12 protein-coding genes are annotated in these 20,184 nt (G+C 37.9%); 4 read left to right on the top strand and 8 right to left on the bottom strand.

Translation table 11 applies throughout. From position 1 onward, the window contains the following. Positions 1 to 137: 137 nt before the first annotated feature. Positions 138 to 6,284 carry a non-ribosomal peptide synthetase gene (locus KO02_RS08895; RefSeq protein WP_038697647.1) on the bottom strand — a complete coding sequence of 2,049 codons (6,147 nt, stop codon included), beginning with the start codon at positions 6,282 to 6,284 and terminating at the stop codon, positions 138 to 140. Between the two features lie 159 nt (positions 6,285 to 6,443). Between KO02_RS08895 and KO02_RS08890 the strand changes: the two genes are divergently transcribed. The 4 genes from KO02_RS08890 (at position 6,444) to KO02_RS08875 (ending at position 9,866) form a co-directional block, all read left to right on the top strand. Beyond that, a complete protein-coding gene (locus tag KO02_RS08890; RefSeq protein ID WP_038694775.1) occupies positions 6,444 to 7,613 on the top strand; it encodes an IS4 family transposase in 1,170 nt (389 codons plus the stop codon). Between the two features lie 197 nt (positions 7,614 to 7,810). Continuing rightward, the gene (locus tag KO02_RS08885; RefSeq protein ID WP_038697645.1) at positions 7,811 to 8,833 is read left to right on the top strand and encodes a methyltransferase; all 1,023 of its coding nucleotides are present in this window, start codon (positions 7,811 to 7,813) and stop codon (positions 8,831 to 8,833) included. A 4-nt stretch (positions 8,834 to 8,837) separates the two neighbouring features. Continuing rightward, positions 8,838 to 9,164 carry an EthD family reductase gene (locus tag KO02_RS22730; RefSeq protein WP_051959830.1) on the top strand — a complete coding sequence of 109 codons (327 nt, stop codon included), beginning with the start codon at positions 8,838 to 8,840 and terminating at the stop codon, positions 9,162 to 9,164. A 45-nt stretch (positions 9,165 to 9,209) separates the two neighbouring features. Continuing rightward, positions 9,210 to 9,866, top strand: a complete 657-nt coding sequence (locus KO02_RS08875; RefSeq protein ID WP_038697643.1) for a 4'-phosphopantetheinyl transferase family protein — start codon at positions 9,210 to 9,212, stop codon at positions 9,864 to 9,866. Between the two features lie 226 nt (positions 9,867 to 10,092). On the opposite strand, the gene KO02_RS08870 is transcribed toward KO02_RS08875, so the two are convergent. The 7 genes from KO02_RS08870 to KO02_RS08840 form a co-directional block, all read right to left on the bottom strand. Further along, a complete protein-coding gene (locus tag KO02_RS08870; protein ID WP_038697641.1) occupies positions 10,093 to 10,761 on the bottom strand; it encodes a DUF3823 domain-containing protein in 669 nt (222 codons plus the stop codon). Positions 10,762 to 10,777: 16 nt separating this feature from the next. Next, the gene (locus KO02_RS08865; RefSeq protein ID WP_038702382.1) at positions 10,778 to 12,607 is read right to left on the bottom strand and encodes a RagB/SusD family nutrient uptake outer membrane protein; all 1,830 of its coding nucleotides are present in this window, start codon (positions 12,605 to 12,607) and stop codon (positions 10,778 to 10,780) included. A gap of 28 nt (positions 12,608 to 12,635) precedes the next feature. Next, complete coding sequence (locus tag KO02_RS08860; RefSeq protein ID WP_081918332.1) at positions 12,636 to 15,815, bottom strand: SusC/RagA family TonB-linked outer membrane protein; 3,180 nt, start codon at positions 15,813 to 15,815, stop codon at positions 12,636 to 12,638. A 104-nt stretch (positions 15,816 to 15,919) separates the two neighbouring features. Further along, entirely contained in the window at positions 15,920 to 17,443 is a 1,524-nt protein-coding gene (locus tag KO02_RS08855) for an MFS transporter (protein WP_051959829.1), read from the bottom strand. A 5-nt stretch (positions 17,444 to 17,448) separates the two neighbouring features. After that, positions 17,449 to 18,303, bottom strand: a complete 855-nt coding sequence (locus KO02_RS08850; protein ID WP_038697639.1) for a sugar phosphate isomerase/epimerase family protein — start codon at positions 18,301 to 18,303, stop codon at positions 17,449 to 17,451. A gap of 9 nt (positions 18,304 to 18,312) precedes the next feature. Beyond that, positions 18,313 to 19,422, bottom strand: coding sequence for a Gfo/Idh/MocA family protein (locus KO02_RS08845; RefSeq protein ID WP_038697637.1), 1,110 nt, complete (start codon positions 19,420 to 19,422; stop codon positions 18,313 to 18,315). Positions 19,423 to 19,440: 18 nt separating this feature from the next. Continuing rightward, on the bottom strand, positions 19,441 to 20,178 hold the full coding sequence (locus KO02_RS08840) for a ThuA domain-containing protein (protein ID WP_038697635.1): 738 nt from the start codon (positions 20,176 to 20,178) through the stop codon (positions 19,441 to 19,443). Positions 20,179 to 20,184: the final 6 nt, after the last annotated feature.

The following is a 20,184-nucleotide window of genomic DNA, read 5'->3' as shown; positions in this document are numbered from 1 at the left end:
TCCCCTTCTGACAAAAGCCACTACAAATGATCTGAGATATTGATGTTATTATTAACTTCCATTCTAAATAAAAAAGGCCGCCTCCATTGCTGTGGAAGCGACCCATTTCAAATAAAATGAATAATCATCTTACGGCATTACTTCCCTTCTTGCGAATTAGACAAAACCATACCCGCCTCTAGAACTCCGAGATACTTGCAGTATTGTGCTAACATCTCCTTGTCAACTTTAGTAGTTTGGATGTTGCTATCTGTAAGAAATTCCAAAGTATTGGCGATATCAAAATTCGGTGTATTTTGGTGAATTTCAATAATAGATTTATCGTCGTGAACCTTAAATGCAAATAAACTCAACAACGGATAAAGCGGACTATTTTCATCCGATTCCCACAAAGCAACCCATTCTTTATAGGGAACTGCTTCCAATTCCAGTCCCAATTCATTTTGAAGGATTTCGAAAAAATCAATGACCGTAATATTGTCTTCAGGTTTAGGGCTCAAATGAAAAATCTTACCTATAGCTTCGCTATTTTTTGAAATATGCGCTACCGATTTTGCTATAAAGTCTACAGTTACAAATTCTTCTTTCTGCCCCTGTAACATTGGATATTTTTTGAGTTCCATGCACGTTTTAACCAACAATCCCCACCATTGGTATTTAGCAGTTGCACCTGAATTTCCATGGCTAAAAACATATCCCAATCGAAATACAATTATGGGAACACCTTTAGAAATAGCTTGTGCGGCAATTTTTTCCATCACCCATTTACTCTGGATGTATCCCATATCTTTACTAAGATATTTAAACGCCGAGTCTATGCTGTCTAATTCCCTCATCAACTCGGGTTTGGTAAAATAATGTTCCCAACTGTAAACCCCAACAGTTGATAACAACGAAATTTGCTTTAGCTTTTTATAGGTAGCCAATTTAATCAACACCAACAATCCATCCACGTTGGCGGCTTTCATATAGGAATACGGTTGAATAAAATTCACCGCACTTCCAGCATGATAGATTACATCAATAGTTTTCGCCAAATATTCATAGTCCGGTTCAGACAATCCCAATAGCGGCTGTGAGAGATCGCCACACCATATTTTTACACGTTTTTTTTGATCTGTAGAAAGGTTGAGAAGTTGCTCTTCTAAAGCCGAATACAACCGTTCTTCGGCATGCAATCTATTGCGAGAGCGAACTAATACATGCACATCGGCTGTTGATTCTTCTAAAAACTCCAGCAATAAGTGCGTTCCGACAAACCCTGTTGCTCCAGTTAACAAAATATTATTTGGGTTTACAAAGTCCCCTTGTTCTTTTAAATCATTAAGACTTTCTAGTCCTAGAATTTCTCTTTCTGCATCGCGCTTTATCTCCTCACTTAACGGGTCCGTTCCTAAACGATAATGCCCTTCATAGGCATCTCCCCTAGTTGCCATTAATTCGGCTAACTTACGAACAGAATTGTGAACATACAATTCGCTCAAAGAGATTTTCCCCGGATACTCTTCCAAAATACGGCTGTACAATTTCACCAACAATAACGAATGCCCTCCTATACAAAAAAAGTCATCTTCTAAACCGACATTTGCACGCTGTAAGACGTCTTTAAAGATTTGTTGTAAAACGGCTTCTTCAGCTGTAGCTGGGACTTCCGATGCCTGATCGATCTCAAAACTTTCTTCAGCCCATGTTGCCAATACCTTTTTATCTATTTTTCCGTTAGCATTAACTGGAATATATGCTATCGTAATGATTTCAGAAGGAATCATATATGCCGGTAATTTCACAATCAATTCCCGTTGTATATCTTTTCTATTTGCCGTACCACAAATAAACGCCCGAATAGACATCAAAGAGTCATCTCCAGAATAGAGCACTTGTACTACCGCATTTTCAACCCCATCCACTTCCATCAAAGCATTTTCAATTTCGGCGAGTTCAACGCGGTATCCTCTAATTTTAACCTGATGATCTACTCGTCCCATATATTCCATTAATCCAGCACGAGAAACACGAGCCTGATCTCCTGTTTTATACATCCGTTTGTGGTGGTTTTGTTGATCTTTGGGTATGGCAACAAAAGGATTTAAAACAAATTTTTCTGCGGTCAATTCCGGTTGATTTAAATAACCTTGAGCCAGTTGGATTCCCGATAGATACAATTCACCTACCACACCTTTAGGACATAAACGCATGTATTTATCCAATACATACCAACTATTATTGTCCGAGGATTTCCCCAAAGTATTGATGGCATATCCCGATTGAAAAACAAATTTATTCACCGCAACGGTTGCTTCTGTAGGCCCAAAAGCATTGATGAACTTCACTCTATTCTCCCAGAAATTCCGCACAGAAGGAGGGCAGCTTTCTGCACCAGTTGCAATAACCCGGACAGCTGAATAGTCTGTATTTTGCGGCAATGTTGATAAAACAGATGGGGAAATAAAGGGTAAAATACTTATACTGTGTAAACGCAAAAAATCACTGAGCGCTTCTCCTAATATTTTATTGTTTGGATACAAGTGTAAAGTTGCCCCCTTTGTTAAGGGAATCCACAGATCCATAACAGATCCATCAAAGTTATATGGAGAAAATTGTAGCGTGCGATCTCTACTTTCTATACCGATAAAATCTCCGTATTCCATCACAAAATTACTTATCGATTCGTGTTTTATCAAAACCCCTTTAGGAGCACCTGTAGTACCTGATGTATGAATAACATAAACTAAATCCAAAGGTGTGTGGGTGTTTACATAGCTATTGAGCAACGGTAACACCTCTTTGTTCGATAAGAGGTGTTCGATGTATAAGACCGAAGTGCCGGTTCGACTGGCGAGTTCTGTATATACCTCTGAGCTGATAATACATGGAGGAAGCGTGTCTTTTAAGATAGCATGAATACGTGCTTCTGGATAATTTATATCTAAAGGAACATAGGCAGCTCCTGCTTTTATAATTCCCAACAAAACAATCACCCTTTCGATGGATTGATCGAGTAAACAAGCGACAAACATCCCTTTTTTAATCCCTATCGACATCAAATAATCAGCTACTACACTAGATTTATCATCTAATTCTTTATAACTGAGGTGCTCACCAGACAACGCCAAAGCAATTTTATCGGGTAAGGCATGTACTTGTTCTTCAAATAGCCCTACTAGGGTTTTCTTTGGTGTTACAGGTTTTGAAAGTTGTAAAGGAACTTCCCTTATAACGATATCCCCAATCTTATCTTTTGGCTTTTTGACAATTGCACGCAATATACTTTCGTAGTCCCGCGCAAAATCGGCTATCGTTTCTTCGCTAAATAAATTATCGGCATATTCGATCACAACATCTAAAGAATTTCCATTAGGAATGATTTCGAATTGCAAATCAAATTTGGATTTTCCATTAAACATCCATTGGGGTTTATTGTCTACCACATCATGAGATTCTATTTTCTTATCAGGTTCTTCTTGCAAAATAAAGACGATCTGAAACAACGGATTGTAGCCGTTCATCCGGTCTTGAACAACATGTTGGACAATAGCTTCTAAGGGAACATCTTGATACGAATACACCAAAGGAAGCATGTGTCGAATGTCTCGTAAGTAGGTTGCATAATCGGGATTCCCGTTTATTCGAAGACGTATCGGTAACATATTGACAAAATATCCTATGGTTTTTTCAATAGCAGCATAAGTTCGATTTGCAACCGGAGTTCCTATACAAATATCATCTTGTCCAGTATGATACTGCAACAACAGACCAAATGCAGATAATAGTGTCATATAAAGAGTGCTATGTTCTTTTATGGACAATTGCTCCAGGTCTGTCCGCAATGTGTCGGTAATGACAAAACGATGTTGTTTCCCTGATATTTGTGGCTGCTGAGACCGACTATAATCATATGGCAACTGCAGGATGGGGATTTCCTCAAGGTATTGTTTCCAAAAATCCAGTCCCCTTTTATCAACTTCAAACTCTTCTTTGTGATGCTGCCAAAAGGCATAATCTCGATATTGCACGAGCGACTTATCAGTAGTACTAACTAAATTCTTTGTGAGCAATAGTTGGTATTCACGATTAATTTCTTCCACCAAAATGGACATAGACCAGCCATCAACAGCAATATGATGCGCCACAACATACAAGTGTTGCCCTTTTCCTGCATTTGTCATGAGGAACGCCCGCAACATAAAGTCGCACTTTAGATCAAATGGCATTTCCAGTGCCTCTACAATATCAAAAGAAGAAGAAACATGTTTCATTTGCCAATAGTCAGCTTCAAGTACCGTTTGATATGGAACTTCACGCTCTTCATGGATTACCGTTCTCAAAATACGATGCCGTTGTACCACACATTGAATAGCTTTTTCCAAAATATTAGAATCTACATCATCCTTTATGTTATATTGAACTCCGATATGGTAAGGAAGACTTCCTGTCAATCGATCTAAAAACCATAAACTTCGCTGCTGAGCAGAAAGAGGTATTGGTCCGTCTGGTGCTAAACCAATGTTGGTATGAAGTGTTTCAGTCCATTCTTTTTCCTCAATGTAGTTCGCAAATTCCCGTATCGTAGGGTATAAAAAGAGATCGGCTATTTGAGTGTCAATATGCAATTGATTTCTCATCGCAAAAATAAGCTTATACGAAAGAATTGAATTGCCTCCGAAGTGAAAAAAATTATCATCAATACCGATAGTTATCATCCCTAACTTGGAGGACCATAAATCTGCCAACTGCTGTTGCAAATCCGATTGAGGTTCCACATAAGAAGTTCGAAGCTCGTGATTTTCATTAACATCAAGTTTTAATAAGAAATTCCGATCGATTTTACCGTTGGAAGTCAGCGGAAATTCTTCAAGATGAATAAAAGTAGAAGGAACCATATATGCCGGCACTTTTTCAATAAGATAATTTCGAAGTGTCTCTGAGTTTACTACTCCTGTAGTCGTATAAAAACAGCACATACTTTTATCCTCTTCCCCCTTTACAATAATAGCACAATTAACTACCTGTCCAGATTTACGGAGCAACTCTTCAACTTCAGAAAGTTCTACGCGAAATCCCCTTATTTTGACTTGAAGGTCGGCACGTCCGATAAAGACATAGTTTCCATCTGCCAATTGCGTAACAATATCGCCTGTCTTATACACTCGTTTTGTTTCTCCATTAGACAACGTAATCCTAATAAATCGTTCTTCGGTAAGTTCTGCTTGATTGAGATAACCCTTAGAAACTTGTACATCACCTATATGCAGCTGCCCCTGTTCTCCAACTGATACTTCATTCAGCTGCTCATCCAGCACATAAAAAGATACTTGGTCAAAGGGTTTACCTATAGTAGTTATTGGATGTGTATCTGAGCACTTAAACATACAGGTGACGACAGTTGTTTCTGTAGGTCCGTACATATTAAATAGATTTACTTGGTTCTTCCAATAACTAATCACCTGATCAGTAGGCGCCTCTCCGCCAGTGAAAACTTTTTTCAATTTTCCAATTTGCTTGCCCATAGGAAGGGTTGCTAAAATGGAAACGGGCAGATATGGCAATATCGTAATTTGATTTTGAACGATATAATCGAGTAAAGGTTCACCAATAATCCTATTGTCCGGATAGAGATATATGGTTAGACCATTACACAATGGAGCCCAAAGATCCAATCCTATACCATCAAAATTGGATCCAGAAATCTGAAGTACAGAGTCGTTCTCATTCGCATTCAAATGTTGGTTAAAATTGTTTACAAAATTTCCCAATCCGCGATGCTCTGCCATCACTGCTTTGGGAATTCCAGTACTACCTGAAGTATAGGCTAAGTACGCCAATTGATTTATGTTTGAAAATACAATATGATCTCCAGGTCGATTTTGAATAGCCTTCTCCGTTTTCTCATCATCAATAATGATTATCCTGCCCTTAAAAAAAGCACATTTATCAACTAATGCCCCAGTAGTGATCAGGGTTTCCACTCCCGCATCTTCTGCCATCAATTGCAATCGCTCGTCAGGATACAAAGGGTCCAGTGAGACATATGCATTTCCAGACTTCCAAATTCCTATCATACCAATCACCCTTTCGATGGACTGATGAAGACAAAAAGCTACAGCCCCTTGGCTCCCCACTTTATTCTCCAATAGAAATTGGGCCAATTGATTTGATTTTAAATGCAACTGCTCATAAGACATTTTTTGATCCTTAAAAATTAAAGCCGTTTTTGAGCCTTTTTTTAAAACCACTTTTTCCAATAAGCCAAGTACAGTTGGGGATATGCTTGAATGTTCTATCATAATTTAGGTTGTTATTAGATTAATATGAAATTATCATCAATCCAAATAATATATTCAATAACAGTAGCGTCCTAAACGATTTGGAGAAGGGTTAAAAAAGGCGGTGTTTAGCTATTTAAAAAATAGCTAACTTGAAATTGGAAAAAATCACACACCGCCATGATAAATATAAATGTTTTTAGCCAGATTCTGTCGTTGATCGATCGGGATATTTTCAAAAACCTGGTAAGTAGCTACAATAGTGACAAGCATCAGAAAGGCCTTACCAGTTGGACCCACCTTGTGAGCATGTTATTCTGTCATTTATCATCCTCTGATTCGGTACGTGATATCAGCAATGGTCTACGTAGTACTACTGGCAACATGAGCCATATGGGCATTTCCAGAGCACCCAGTAAATCGAGTATCTCTTATATGAATGAGCATCGGGACTTTAATCTGTTTAGGGATCTATATTTTGCTCTTCTTTCCAGCCTATGGAATAAGGATGTTAATCATCGAAAAGAATTACGGTCCTTGAAACGTGAGGTATACCTGATGGATGCCAGCGTGATCCCACTGTGCCTTTCGATGTTTGACTGGGCCACATTTCGCAGCAATAAAGGGGCTGCCAAACTGCACACTGTCCTGGATTATGATGGCTGTCTTCCGGTTTTCATGGAGATTACCGATGGTAAGGTACATGAAAGCAAAAAGGCAAACAGCTTTGCTTTCCCTAAGGGAAGTGTCGTTGTTGTGGACCGTGGATACGTTGATTTTCAGTGGATGAACGTTTTGGACAGCAAGGGGTGTTATTTTGTTACGCGTAGCAAAAGCAATATGAGATACAGCGTAAACAAGAGCTATCAGAGCGAGGCTATGCGAGAAAGCGGCATCATTAAGGATCAGATCATTACCTTGGAGGGAACGGCATCAAAACGTTATGGAAACAAAAAACTTAGACTGGTACACGTTTTGGACAGCACAACAGGTAATGAGTATGAATTTTTAACCAATAACCTGCAATGGAAACCTGCCATGGTCTCTATGATATATAAACAGCGATGGCAGATTGAGATCTTTTTTAAACATCTCAAACAAAGACTCAAGGTGACAAGCTTTATTGGAACTTCGGAAAATGCAGTTCAGATCCAGATATGGACGGCATTGATCGGGATACTTTTATTGAAATACATTCAAAACAAGGTGATCTACAAATGGAATCTATCCAATTTGGTCAGTTTTATCAGGATGAATATATTTGTGAAAATTGACTTTTGGAAATGGGCAAATGATCCATTTATAAAGGATAAAATCCCAGATAAAAATGGACAATTAGGTGTCTTTTGAAAATAACAGAGGGTATAACATTGTAAAAACTCAAAATACAAGCGTATTGAGGGTAAATAATGAGATTTTTTTAACCCTAATTTTTATTTAGGACGCTACTGATTCAATAATACAAAATAAATCCTATATTGTATTATATTTATCTCAAAACCACTATATTACTTAACAATTAAATTAACTTTATATTAATCAATAATATGACCAAACCAATTATTCAACCTGAAGCAACCTTTAAAATGTATGAGCTGATTAGCGGTTACTGGATTGCCTGTAGCATACATGCATTAGCACAATTAAACATCGCTGATTTCTTAGCACATGGTCCTAAAACGATTGATGAGCTTTCAAAAATTTCCGATACCCATGCCCCTTCGCTATATCGATTACTTAGAGCAGTAACTAGCGTAGGTATTTTTGAAGAAACAGTCGATGGAAAATTTCAAATCAATGCCTTGGGAAATGCGTTACTAACCGATACTGCAGGTTCAGTAAAACCTTGGGCATTGGCTAATCTAGGTGAGCACTTCCCCGCTTTTGGAAATCTTGCCTACGGTATATCTACAGGCAATGTTCCATTTGATCAAGTTCACGGCATGCCAGTCTGGGACTACTACAAAACCCACCCTAAAGCTGCAGAAAACTTAACCAAAGCTATGGCAGGAGTTTCCGGAGCGGTAATTGAAGGTATTACTGAACATTATAACTTTTCTCCTTATAAAACCCTTGTCGACATCGGAGGAGGTAATGGTGCCTTGATGTTTGGTGTTTTACGAGCCAGCCCAAATAGCGAAGGTATTGTATTTGATGAACCATATATTATCGAACAAACCAAATTAAATATACCCGAGAATTTAAAAAATAGATGCTCCGTTGCTGGGGGCAGTTTTTTCGAAAGCTTGCCAAAAGATGCTGATCTGTACATGACAAAGTGGGTTTTACACGATTGGAACGACGAACAGGTACTTCAAATATTTGATACATGCTTTAAATCGATGAAAAGCGGCAGCAAATTGCTCATTATAGAATCGGTATTACCCGATGAAATCAACTCCCCTCATGCTGGAAAATTATTAGATATCAATATTTTTGCCATGACCAAAGGAAAGGAACGCACCGTTAGTGAATTTAAAAACTTAGTGGAACGCGCAGGATTGCGATACAATCGTTTAATCCTGACAAACACCGAATTGTCAAGCATAATTGAGTGTGAAAAACCTTAAGCTGATGATTAAAATAACGATTTCCTACCCCGTAAAAATGGAGAGCTGGTTTGATATGGACTACTACCTCAACAAGCATGTACCGCTGTCAAAATCCGTTTTTTCAGGTGTGTTAAAAGGTATCACCATCGATTGTATGACAGATGAAAATCATCGGATTACTCAAGTAACTGGTGCCTTATATTTTAAGAATACAGCTGATTTTTACAATAATTTTTTACCTGCGCAAGAAATGTTAACACATGATGCTATTCAATATACCGATATCACACCCATTTTACAGATAAGCGAAATCAAACTATGGCACACACCTTGGGAAATTGGAATTTAATATAGCGAATAAGGCTAGCTGATAACTATACAGCAACTATATAAAATGAGGGATACCACGATACACTTTACAAACATTTCCGGAGAAATAACTTTTGAACACTTTGAAAGTTATTTTAAAAAGTTGCCTTTAAATGAACAATCAAGGGTTTTACAGTATCGTAATTGGCACGACCAACTGAGCTGTTTATTGGGAATTGCCTTGATTGTTCATTTTGTTTTCAAAGGAGAAATCTCCGAGTTAAAAACTTTAAAAGTAAATAATTTTGGTAAACCGTATACCCATAACGACGTTTTTTTTAATATTTCACACGCCGGTGATTTTGTGATTATGGCCGTCTCCAAACAATTCGAAATGGGTATAGATATTGAAAAGATGGCTAATGTCACACTATCAGACTTTCGAAATCAAATGACAGAGCTGGAATGGAAACGCATAGCAAATTGTACATTTAATCAAAAGAAGGAATTTTACGATTATTGGACCCAAAAAGAAGCCGCTATCAAAGCTGTGGGACAAGGACTCGCGATTCCTCTCCAATCGTTTGAAATAATTGACCTTAAAACTGTTATTTACGGTCACAACTATTATCTAAAAGAGTGTTATATAGACAAACAATATTGTTGCCATATAGCCACAACAGATCAACATTTAAATATTTCCAGCCCTATTTATATAGAAAATATTTACTTGATAAGTTAAAATGATTGATTAGTTCTAAAAATGAAATATTTCTCAAATAAATAAGATATTAGACCGTAGTAAGCACTAGTTTCAAATAGAAAAGCCACATCGCTTGACATGGCTTTTCAATGGGCGTATATACATACAACTGTACAAGCCCTTTATTTATGCTTGACTTTCATTACCCTCATGAAAAGAGCGTTACTTTTAGGTTTCTACGCTACAAAATCATCGGCAAATAGTCTTACTTAATTTTTATGACTTCAGAATAAACAGCTTGGTCACCAGCATTTGCGCGTACGCCAATTCTTGCAAAAAGAGGTCCATCCCCACTCAATTCCTTTAACTGACTAAGATCCTCAGATAAGCTAACCGAGGTTGCGCCATCTTTATAATCTTTTCTGAAAATATTTGTTCCATCATCAACAAAAGAAGTTCTACTAACAAGCAGCATATAATAATCGACCGTTGCATTATCAAAAACTTTATTTATCGTAAAGCTACTAGATAGTTTTTTATCACTCCCTAATGTTAATTTCACATTTTCAATAGTAAAATAAGGTACAACTTCATAATTTACATCGATATTTCCCTTCAATTCAAATTGTATGGTATCGGTGTTGTTTAACCATGGACCATTATTATTTGTACCGATCAGTTTATATTTACCATCAAAAATCTTAACCTTGAAACTACCATCCTGGCCCACATACACCTGCACAGGTGCCTTTAGTTGAAAGCCTTCCTGATAAAGTTGTAATTTTACTACTTCTCCAGTTCCTCTGACACCAATGGGCTTTCCTTTATAGCTAACCGTACCACTTATTGTAGACGTAGGTTCATCATAGTTATCTTTACCACAAGCTATAAAGAGTAGCGATAATACGGTCATCATAATCAATATATTTTTCATATCTTTTGATTTTAAGTTATTGATAAGGATTTCGAATAATTTTCGGATTATTATTTATCCAATCTTGATGGATAAAATTGTAATAATTCTTCATTTGAAAAAACCGTGGATTAGGTGAATTAGAAAACGGTTGTTTATCAAAAACCCATTTCCCATGATTCGGACTGCCTGGAGCTACCACTTTATAAGGAAATAATGCATACTGTATGGCATCCGGATTCTGTGTCGAACCATTCCATATTTTATCAGCCAATCGCCATCTCTTCAGATCCCAGTAACGATGATCTTCAAATGCAAATTCCACTCTTCTTTCTTGCACCAAATCATTTAGAGACATGTTCGTCAGAGCATTTAAGCCCGCCCTAGACCTGACCTGATTCAGATAACCTATTGCTTTACCTTGATTACCCAATTCGAATGCAGCCTCGCTCGCAATCAATACAGCCTCAGCAAATCTAAACCGAGGGAACCACATCTCACTATTTCTTCCTCTAGTTGACGCACCCGGAGTTTCATCTAAAAATTTCCGAAAGAAAAAACCAGATTTATTCACATATTGCAGATTTGAGGTAATCGGACCATTAGTTGACGTAATTAGACCATTTCCATCACTTGTACCCGGCTGCCCAATTTTAGTAACATAAGCTCCGCCTTGTAAGATCTTTTGCCCTGCTTGTAATGTTACAACTTCACCTTTAAATATAGATCCTGGCAGAATGATAGACCCCTCCAATCTTGGGTCTTTATCTTGAAAAATAGCCAATGGAGTATCATAGAAGATGTAATTACCTTGATTATCCTTATTCTTGAGAACACCATCTCTATCATTGATATATTCAAAGTCTTCTACTAAATTTAAAATCGGACCTGCGTAAGCACGATCGATATCTTCAGCATGAGATGCTGGAATATTATTTTTGGTAAAATCAACAGTTTGTCCTGGATACTTATAATCTCTTGCCCAGATCACTTCAACATTATTCTCTTTTATATTTATAGCTTCGTAAAAATTACGACTTAAGTCATCCGGTTTTTTAAGACTTAATTGGTATTTTCCACTATTGATCACCTGTTCAGCTGTGGCCAGTGCTGCTTCATAAAATTTCTGTGCTTCCGATGCCGGTATACCCACTTCTCCACCAGTCGTTTTAATAGGGCTGGCCATTTTATTGTTATAATTGGCCAATGACCCTGCATATACCGCTGCCCTGGCTTTAAGCATCAATGCCCCCCACTTATTTATTCGAGCGGCATTTATCGTCGGACTATCACCTAAGTGTTCATTGATTTCATCAATCTCTTTCATGATATAGGTGTAGACCTCCGATTCTGTAGAACGGGCATATTGAAGGGCTGTAATATCTTTTCCAGGTGAATATTCAAAAACATCATCCCCCACTATTGGCATTCCACCTAAACCTCGAGCCATATTAAAATAGGTCCAAGCTCTTAAAAATCGTGCTTCGGCTTCGTAAGCTAGTTTCTTATCGGCGTTAAGTGCATTCGCACTCCTCAGACCTACTAAAAACTGATTGATATTTCGAATGAGTGTATAATCATAGATCCGCCATAGATCGTCGGCATAGTTTTGAATATTATCAGGACCTCCGTCTGATTTCCCGGCCTCATCTAAAAGGGTATAGCCATAGCCGTCTGACGTACTTTGCCCCCATTGAACACGTCCATAAAAATTCGCTAGAACAGAATTAATCATGATCTCATCACCAAACACCTGTTCGTCAGTTATTATTTTATCCGGATCTTGATCAAGTATATCGTTACAACCCGTGGACAGCAACCCGACAAGAGCCAATAATATAAATTTATTACTAAATAACTTTTTCATATTCATCTTTTTAAATCAAACAGTACAATTAAAAAGTCATATTCAGACCAAAATTGAAAATCCTAGTGGTTGGATATACAAGACCATTGGTTGCATTTATCTCTGGATCTACCCCTTTTAAATTCGAGATTGTAAACAGATTTTGCCCAGAGAAATACACCCTCGTTCTTTTGATATTTACTCTTTTCAGCAAACTCTCTGGCAGTGAGTATCCAAATTCTAGATTCCGTAGTTTAATATATTTCACATTATGTTTCCAGAAATCACTGTTCCAATAATTACTGTGTGAAGAATTCCCGATCAATAACATCGGATACTTACCCGGTATCAATTCACTATTTGGGTCGTATATATCTTTCAGTCTCCAAGTATCTTCCATGTAATATTGCGCATTGTTTCCACCATCATGAAAAGGATTTCTTTGTTCGCTCTCTTGATACCATGAATTCAATCCGCCACCTGTTAGATCAAAAGCCAGGTCAAAATTCTTCCATCCAAATGAAAAATTAAGACCAAAATTTAAGATAGGTGTAGCATCTTGACGATAACCAATAGGGCGTTCATCCATTCCATTGATAACACCATCTCCATTGTTATCCACATACTTGATATCGCCAGGACGTAAAGTTTTATTCCCCTGTCTATCGTTATCAATTTTCCAATTTGCTATCTCCTCCCAACTTTGAAATTGCCCGTCAGACTCTAGCCCCCAATTGATATAGCCAAAACGTTCATTCAGGGAGTTTCTATAAACATTCCACGAATTGCTAAATCTAGGTTTGTATTGACTCCAATCGTAAAACCTCGAGTAGGTGGCATTAGCAGCTACGCTATAGGTCAATTCACCTATGCGGTCAGACCATCTTATCATTCCTTCAACACCTTTATGAACATCCGAATTCAGATTTTCATACGGCAAATTAAATCCCACTTCAGATGGCAATAAAATATCGTATCTTCTTTCAGGCAAACCTGTTCTAATCCGTCTGAAATAGTCAAAACTACCCGTTAACTTAGAGTTGACAGCAGAGAAATCTACCCCGATATCCAATATTTTCGCTCTGATCCATGATAATGTCGTCACCGGTAACCCTCTAGGTTGTGAGCCAATAACATATTTGCCATCGATCACAGAACCCCCTGATTTATAATCATAACCTGGTAAATAATCAAATGCATTATAAACAGCTTCATTATTCACCTCAATTTTATCATCCCCTAACAAACCATAAGATGCTCTCAATTTAAAATCATTGATTTTACTTAGTACCGCATTATCCTTCCAGAAATTTTCTGCTGATGCTCTCCATCCCAAAGAAGCTGATGGGAAAAAGCCCCAACGTTGCCCCGGAGCAAATTTCCAAGAACCATCATACCTTCCCGAAAGTTCTACGAGATATTTACTACTGTAGTCGTAATTAATTCGAGCTAGGTACCCTAATCGGCCTTCGGTCCTATTTCCATTATCGTCATAGGTATCCATGGTTTCATAATCGATCAAGTTCAATGAGTTTGCCGTTGGAATGGAATGCACCCAAGTTGTTGGCGTATTTCTAATAATGGTTTCAAAACCACCGATCACATTCAGATTATGTTTATCGAACACCTTCGTATACGCAAGTTGAAAATTGGAAGTAAGCTCTTCATTATGCCCCATTCTCCTTTCGCGCCAAGGATTATTATTCTCAAAAATAACCGGGTACGTATCCGTTGCGTCATCATATCCATATAATTTGTAGGTGTACTCATGGTTATCTAATTTCTGATTGGCATAATAATACCCCACCAAAGCCTTTGCTTTCAGGCCATCAATAATATCATATTCAGCATTGAAATTTAACTGAGCAACACGCCATGTCTCTGTATATTTTCCAGACAGATCATAATTTAACCAAGCAAAATTTGTCCCTGGATCTGTTGATGTTAATGTTGGATAATCAGGATTATCATTTGCAAAAGGTCTCGCTGTAGGTAAATTTCTATAGGTCGCAAAAATAGGTAACCAATAATCGTCGGCACCAGGTACTCCAGGATTCGTCCGGTTTTCATACCGTGCGTTTAATGATGCGCCCACCTTAAGTTTTTTGGAAATCTGAGCATCTACATTCATCTGCACATTGGTTCTTTCAAAACCGCCATAATTAACAATCATGGACTCCTGATTCATATGGCCAGCACTAAAATAATAGTTGATATCTTCCGACCCCCCTGAAGCATTTACAGAATAATACTGTTGCGGAGAAGTTTTCCAAATGTAATCCTGCCAATCAAAGGGCACATAACCTTTTTCAGTACCCGCTTTCCATTTTTCGAAATCAGAAGCCGAATACTTATAATCCTTTATACCTTGTACCGTTTCAGATTGGATATAGTTTTGAATGTATGTCGCAGCATCTGCAGGCTTAGGAAATGTGGATAAGTTTTGAAAGCCATAATTAGCAATTAAGTTAACCGTATTTGCGGAGTTTTTCTTACCTCTTTTTGTTGTCACAACAATCACTCCGTTTGCGGCACGTACTCCGTAGATAGATGCTGATGCATCCTTTAAAACGGATACGCTTTCAATATCGTTAAAATCCAGATTATTAAATTGACCCGCATCTTTTTGAACGCCATCGATCACATATAATGGATCGCCCATGTTTCGAATCTGTAATGCTGTACTTGAGCCTGGACGGCCGTCAGATTGCCTAGAATTTAGACCTGGAATTTTTCCTACAAGAGCACCTGAAGTCGTTGAAGCAGTGGAACGCTTGATATCATTGGATCCCAATGTGGAGATTGCCGAAGTTAATGATTCCTTTTTCTGAGTCAAACCAAAGCCAGTCACTACAACTTCATCAATATATTCTGGACCACTAGAAGCTAATGTAATGTCCAAATTTTGGGTTGAAGCATTCAGCTGGATTTCTTTCGTTTCATAACCCTTATAACTGACAACTAGGGTCGCATTAGTGGGGTTCATATTTAGAGAAAACCCACCGGCATCGTTGGTCGATGTTCCAGCACTGGTTCCTTTGACCAGAACTGATGCGCCATACAATGGCGTACCATCAGCACTTTTGACAGCACCTTTTATTTCTCTATTTTGGGCAGATGCTAGGTTTATGGAACAAATGCTGGAAATAAGAACAAAATAACGTGCACAGTCTGTTTTTAGATTGAGTACCTTCAAAAGGAACTTAACCTTAAAGAAAAACTTAATCATAATTTTAAATTTATTTTTGGTTATAAAGTTTAAGTGTTTTTGCAAAGCAGACTTGCAAAAACACTTCAAATAATCTTTCGGTTCAAAAAGACTATTTTCAACAATTAAACAATATCTATAGGTTTATACCCTCCTTTCTTATTGAAGTAAATGATTAATAAAATAAAGAATACAAATAAACCGATCGGAAGTAGAGAAACGGTTGATAACGCCGATTTCTTAGCTTGATTTTCCATCTGCTCCACCACTTGCTGACTTGTTTCATCGAGAGATGATACATGTGCATAATCAATCGTTTTATATTCTCCAAAAATACTTGACCTCGTCCCAGTTACCAGTTTTTCATGGTATTGCGTATTGTTAACCTGATCATATTCGACCAGTTTCTTGTCAATATTGCTATCTTGGATATAGCCTAAAAACACAGCTCCAATGATCCCAACTCCAAGTTGACCTACAGCGCTTGTGATATTCAATGCTAAAGCACCCCCTTTTGGAAAACGCTCGGATACTACACCCAACATCGTTCCCCAGAGATAGGTCTTTCCAAAAGCGTATAACACAGCAGCTAAAAGAATGTAAAGACCAGAAGAAATCGATAATAGTTGTAGTCCCACTGCAGACACCAGAGCACTGATGGATAGTATCGCTAGTGGTGATAAGAATTTAACCACTACACCTGAATACATCCGTAATACTGTCATAATTATCGCAGTAAAGACCAATACCCAGCCTCCTTGAAATCCCATTTTGCTCATTTCAGGAGTCATTAGATCTGTAATCCAGCTATCCGTACCCAACTCCATTGTAGCTAGCGGTACCATAGCCAATAAGAGCAGAACAAAAAGTCCCTTGCCCCAAGACCGGACATAATATCCAAATACAGCAACGATTGCTACAGTTAGAAAAATATTAAATTTATAATCCCAATGAAACAAAGTGCCTAATTCGAAGACACATAATGTGACAATGATCAGGGCCCCCAAGACACCAACTTCTTTTAACATTTCCAGATACCCAACTCCGGCTTTTACCCGCTCATTTACCGGAAATTTTTGATTGATAATCAAGGCTCCGTATGCAACTGCTGGTATCAATATAAAACCAATCACGATTCTCCAGTTGATATCCATCGCTAAAAGCCCGATGCCCAATAAACCAGATATCGCAATACCCATCGGCCATCCCGCATGCAAAATATTAAGCCACTTTGTTTTTTCTTTCGGATATAGCGATGCTACAACCGGATTGATCACTGCTTCGGCAGCTCCATTTCCTAGCGCAAAGAAGAACGTCCCTGCATATAGCATCCAATATCCCGTTGCAAAAATGGTCAACACCACCGAAATCAAATGGCAGATAAATGCAAATATCATCGATTTCTTATAGCCAATCTTATCGATGATCAAACTGAAAGCAACTATACTCAATGCAAATGGCCAAAAACTGACACCAAATATTTCTCCCTGTTGCGTTTTACTTAAGTCGAACATCGTCGCCCATGTAGGCATAAGAAAGGATCTGAAAACAAATCCAAAAGCAGATGCCACTAATACAATAAAACAACCCCAGAAAAGGGTACTCTTTCTATCATTGTTTGTATTGACAATTTCTTGATCAGCAGTCATAATTATTATGGGTTATTTTTAAAGATTTTTGTATAGAAGGTTGCCCCGTCACGCGCTAGAATATCTGAGCTTTCAGCCAATGGACGCCAAATACTTGCAGCTCTGGCCAATTCTTTAGAAGGCGATCCGAAAGTCTCTAAAACAACACTTCCCTGATAACCAATTTGGTTCAACGCATCTCTTATCCCTTCCCAATCGACCTGTCCAGTACCCGGTGTACCTCTATCGTTTTCATTACCTTGGACATGGGCAAGCTTATCACCTAATAGATGGATGGAATTAACGATACTTTTTTCTTCGATATTAGCATGAAAAGTATCCAACAAGATCTTTAAAGAAGGGTCATTTATTTCATTGATCAATTCGAGGGCTTGGTCTACCGTATTGATCATATCCGTTTCAAAACGGTTTAACGGTTCCAACGCTAATACCACACCATGCTCTTTTGCATATTTCGTTGCTTCAAGTAAATTTTCCAAACAGAAGTTGCGTTCCATCTCCTTTTGCTCTTTGGAAACCAATCTTGTTTTCCCAACAGCAGAGTAAAGAGGTCCACCAAAAATTGGACTTTCTAACTCATTAGCGATTGCAATACAATCCTTAATGTAAGAAAGACCAATTTTTCGATAACTGCTATGTTCACTTGAAATATCTCTTTCTGTACCAAATGCACCACTCACAGACAGATTTAAACCAACCTCACGTGCGACTTTCTTAAGTTGCTTGACATCGATCAAGGATAGATCTTCGATAGCAATCTCCATGACATCATAGCCATAGTCTTTTGCTTTATATAGAATATCAATATGATCTGCTGCGTATGGCGACACCCATACAAAAGAGCTAATTCCAATTTTCATAGTTTTACTTTAATCAAATGATGGTATCTCTACCCTAATTCCACCTTTCATGGCCGACTTATGTGCACAAATTCCAGCACAAGTATAATTTGCAGCTAAAACAGCATCAACTGCAGAATCTCTACCTTCCACAATAGCTGCTACAAATTCTTGCACTAAATGAGGATGGGAACCACCGTGACCAGCTCCTTGTAAGAAAGAAACATGATTTGGATCGTCTATTCGCTCTCTTTTTGTAAAATCTGCAATTTCCGGTATCAATAGATCATCTGTATCTGGGGCTTCCATACGTACAGCATTTTCACCACCATCGAAAATAACATGCTGTTCATCCTGCAATTGTTCCCACTCGAAAGACATTTTATCACCATATACATCGTAACTTTCACGGTACTGCCTCACCACGTCGAATAATGATCGAGTTGCTTCAGCAACAACATTCGAATCTTTCAATTTAAAAGTTGCGGTTTCAACAGCAAATGGAGAATTATAGCGTTTTGCCAAATCATCACTTAATTGACCCGATCCATGACAGACAACAGATTCGGCTATCGTATTATTGATACGGAGCAAAGGTGAAATAGCATGTGTACCATTCAACATCGGTGGGTAACCTTTCCAATATTCTGCCCATCCTTCCATACTCATATCTTGGATATGCGAACCTCTTACAAATTGTATTTTCCCCAATTTACCCGTATCGGCAAGTTTCAATCCATACAAAAACTCTCTGGTATACAAAGCTGTTTCCATCATCATATACACTTTGTTGACTCTTTTCTTAGCTTCAACAATAGCCTGACAATCGGCTACCGTCATCGCCATCGGTATGGTACATGCTGTATGTTTATTCGCATTTAAAGAGGCTAATGTCATCTTAGCATGCTCTGGAACAGGTGTTACCACATGAATGGCATCCACATCATCTCTTTTAATGACTTCATTAAAATCTGTAAACAGTAAATCATCGTCTAAATTGAACTTCTCTTTTAATTCTTTCAGTGTTTCAGGATTTCTAGTACAAATACCTACAGCTTTGATATTAGGAAGTTTTTGATAAATGGGTATAAACTCTTTTCCAAATCCCATTCCTACGATAACGACAGTGATTTTTTTCATTTTTATTATTTATTTAGATTATATATTTAATGCCCAATGGATCGCGTTTATTAATATTTTTCTATAGTCTTTATTTAAATGACTATGTTCATCATGACCCAGTGTAATGCCTACAATTCTAGCTTTATCATGGTTGACCGTGAATACAGCCGGATAAACTTTAGCCGTTTCTAACGATTGGCTAATAACCAATACATCGATACCCTTACCCGTAGCGTTAGGTTCGTGGCGGTATAGTTCGTCTTTAAATGTAAATTCCGGCGAAACTCCTTGATTGATCGGGTGCGCGGTATTCACGACGATATTTTTGATTTCTTGAAAATTTTCGTGGCTTTTGCTCCCCCCTCCTACATATTCCAAGTTATATTTAGACCAGTCTTCCCAATTGTACCATACTGCAGCATGAAGTAAGATCAAGGGTTTACCCTGTGCTACAAATTTTTCAATCGCTACTTGAGACGCTTTTGAGATAGGTTGATTATTGGTTAACACCAATAGATCGGTCGTTTTCAAATAGAAGCGTATCGAATCGGTATTATCTGTATAGATTGCATTTACATCTGCCATCGTATTGATCAATTTCGTATCCTCTATCTTGTACCAGCGATCAAAATCGTGCGATCCACCACCTCCAACAACTAATACATTTTTCTTCTTTTGCTGGTTATCAAAAGAAGGTGCCATTGTTTTCGCACATAAAGACCCTATACTACTTACTACTATAGCAAGTAATAGCATTACTGATTTATATTTCATCCGTTT

Source organism: Sphingobacterium sp. ML3W (genome assembly GCF_000747525.1).
Lineage (GTDB): Bacteria > Bacteroidota > Bacteroidia > Sphingobacteriales > Sphingobacteriaceae > Sphingobacterium.
This window is presented reverse-complemented; position numbering and strand designations above follow the sequence as displayed.

Coding starts and splice junctions, on each gene's coding strand:
- KO02_RS08860 (WP_081918332.1), bottom strand. CDS start 15,815: ATGATTAAGTTTTTCTTTAAGGTTAAGTTCCTTTTGAAGGTACTCAAT.
- KO02_RS08865 (WP_038702382.1), bottom strand. CDS start 12,607: ATGAAAAAGTTATTTAGTAATAAATTTATATTATTGGCTCTTGTCGGG.
- KO02_RS08895 (WP_038697647.1), bottom strand. CDS start 6,284: ATGATAGAACATTCAAGCATATCCCCAACTGTACTTGGCTTATTGGAA.
- KO02_RS08845 (WP_038697637.1), bottom strand. CDS start 19,422: ATGAAAAAAATCACTGTCGTTATCGTAGGAATGGGATTTGGAAAAGAG.
- KO02_RS08875 (WP_038697643.1), top strand. CDS start 9,210: ATGAGGGATACCACGATACACTTTACAAACATTTCCGGAGAAATAACT.
- KO02_RS08885 (WP_038697645.1), top strand. CDS start 7,811: ATGACCAAACCAATTATTCAACCTGAAGCAACCTTTAAAATGTATGAG.
- KO02_RS08890 (WP_038694775.1), top strand. CDS start 6,444: ATGATAAATATAAATGTTTTTAGCCAGATTCTGTCGTTGATCGATCGG.
- KO02_RS08850 (WP_038697639.1), bottom strand. CDS start 18,303: ATGAAAATTGGAATTAGCTCTTTTGTATGGGTGTCGCCATACGCAGCA.
- KO02_RS08870 (WP_038697641.1), bottom strand. CDS start 10,761: ATGAAAAATATATTGATTATGATGACCGTATTATCGCTACTCTTTATA.
- KO02_RS22730 (WP_051959830.1), top strand. CDS start 8,838: ATGATTAAAATAACGATTTCCTACCCCGTAAAAATGGAGAGCTGGTTT.
- KO02_RS08840 (WP_038697635.1), bottom strand. CDS start 20,178: ATGAAATATAAATCAGTAATGCTATTACTTGCTATAGTAGTAAGTAGT.
- KO02_RS08855 (WP_051959829.1), bottom strand. CDS start 17,443: ATGACTGCTGATCAAGAAATTGTCAATACAAACAATGATAGAAAGAGT.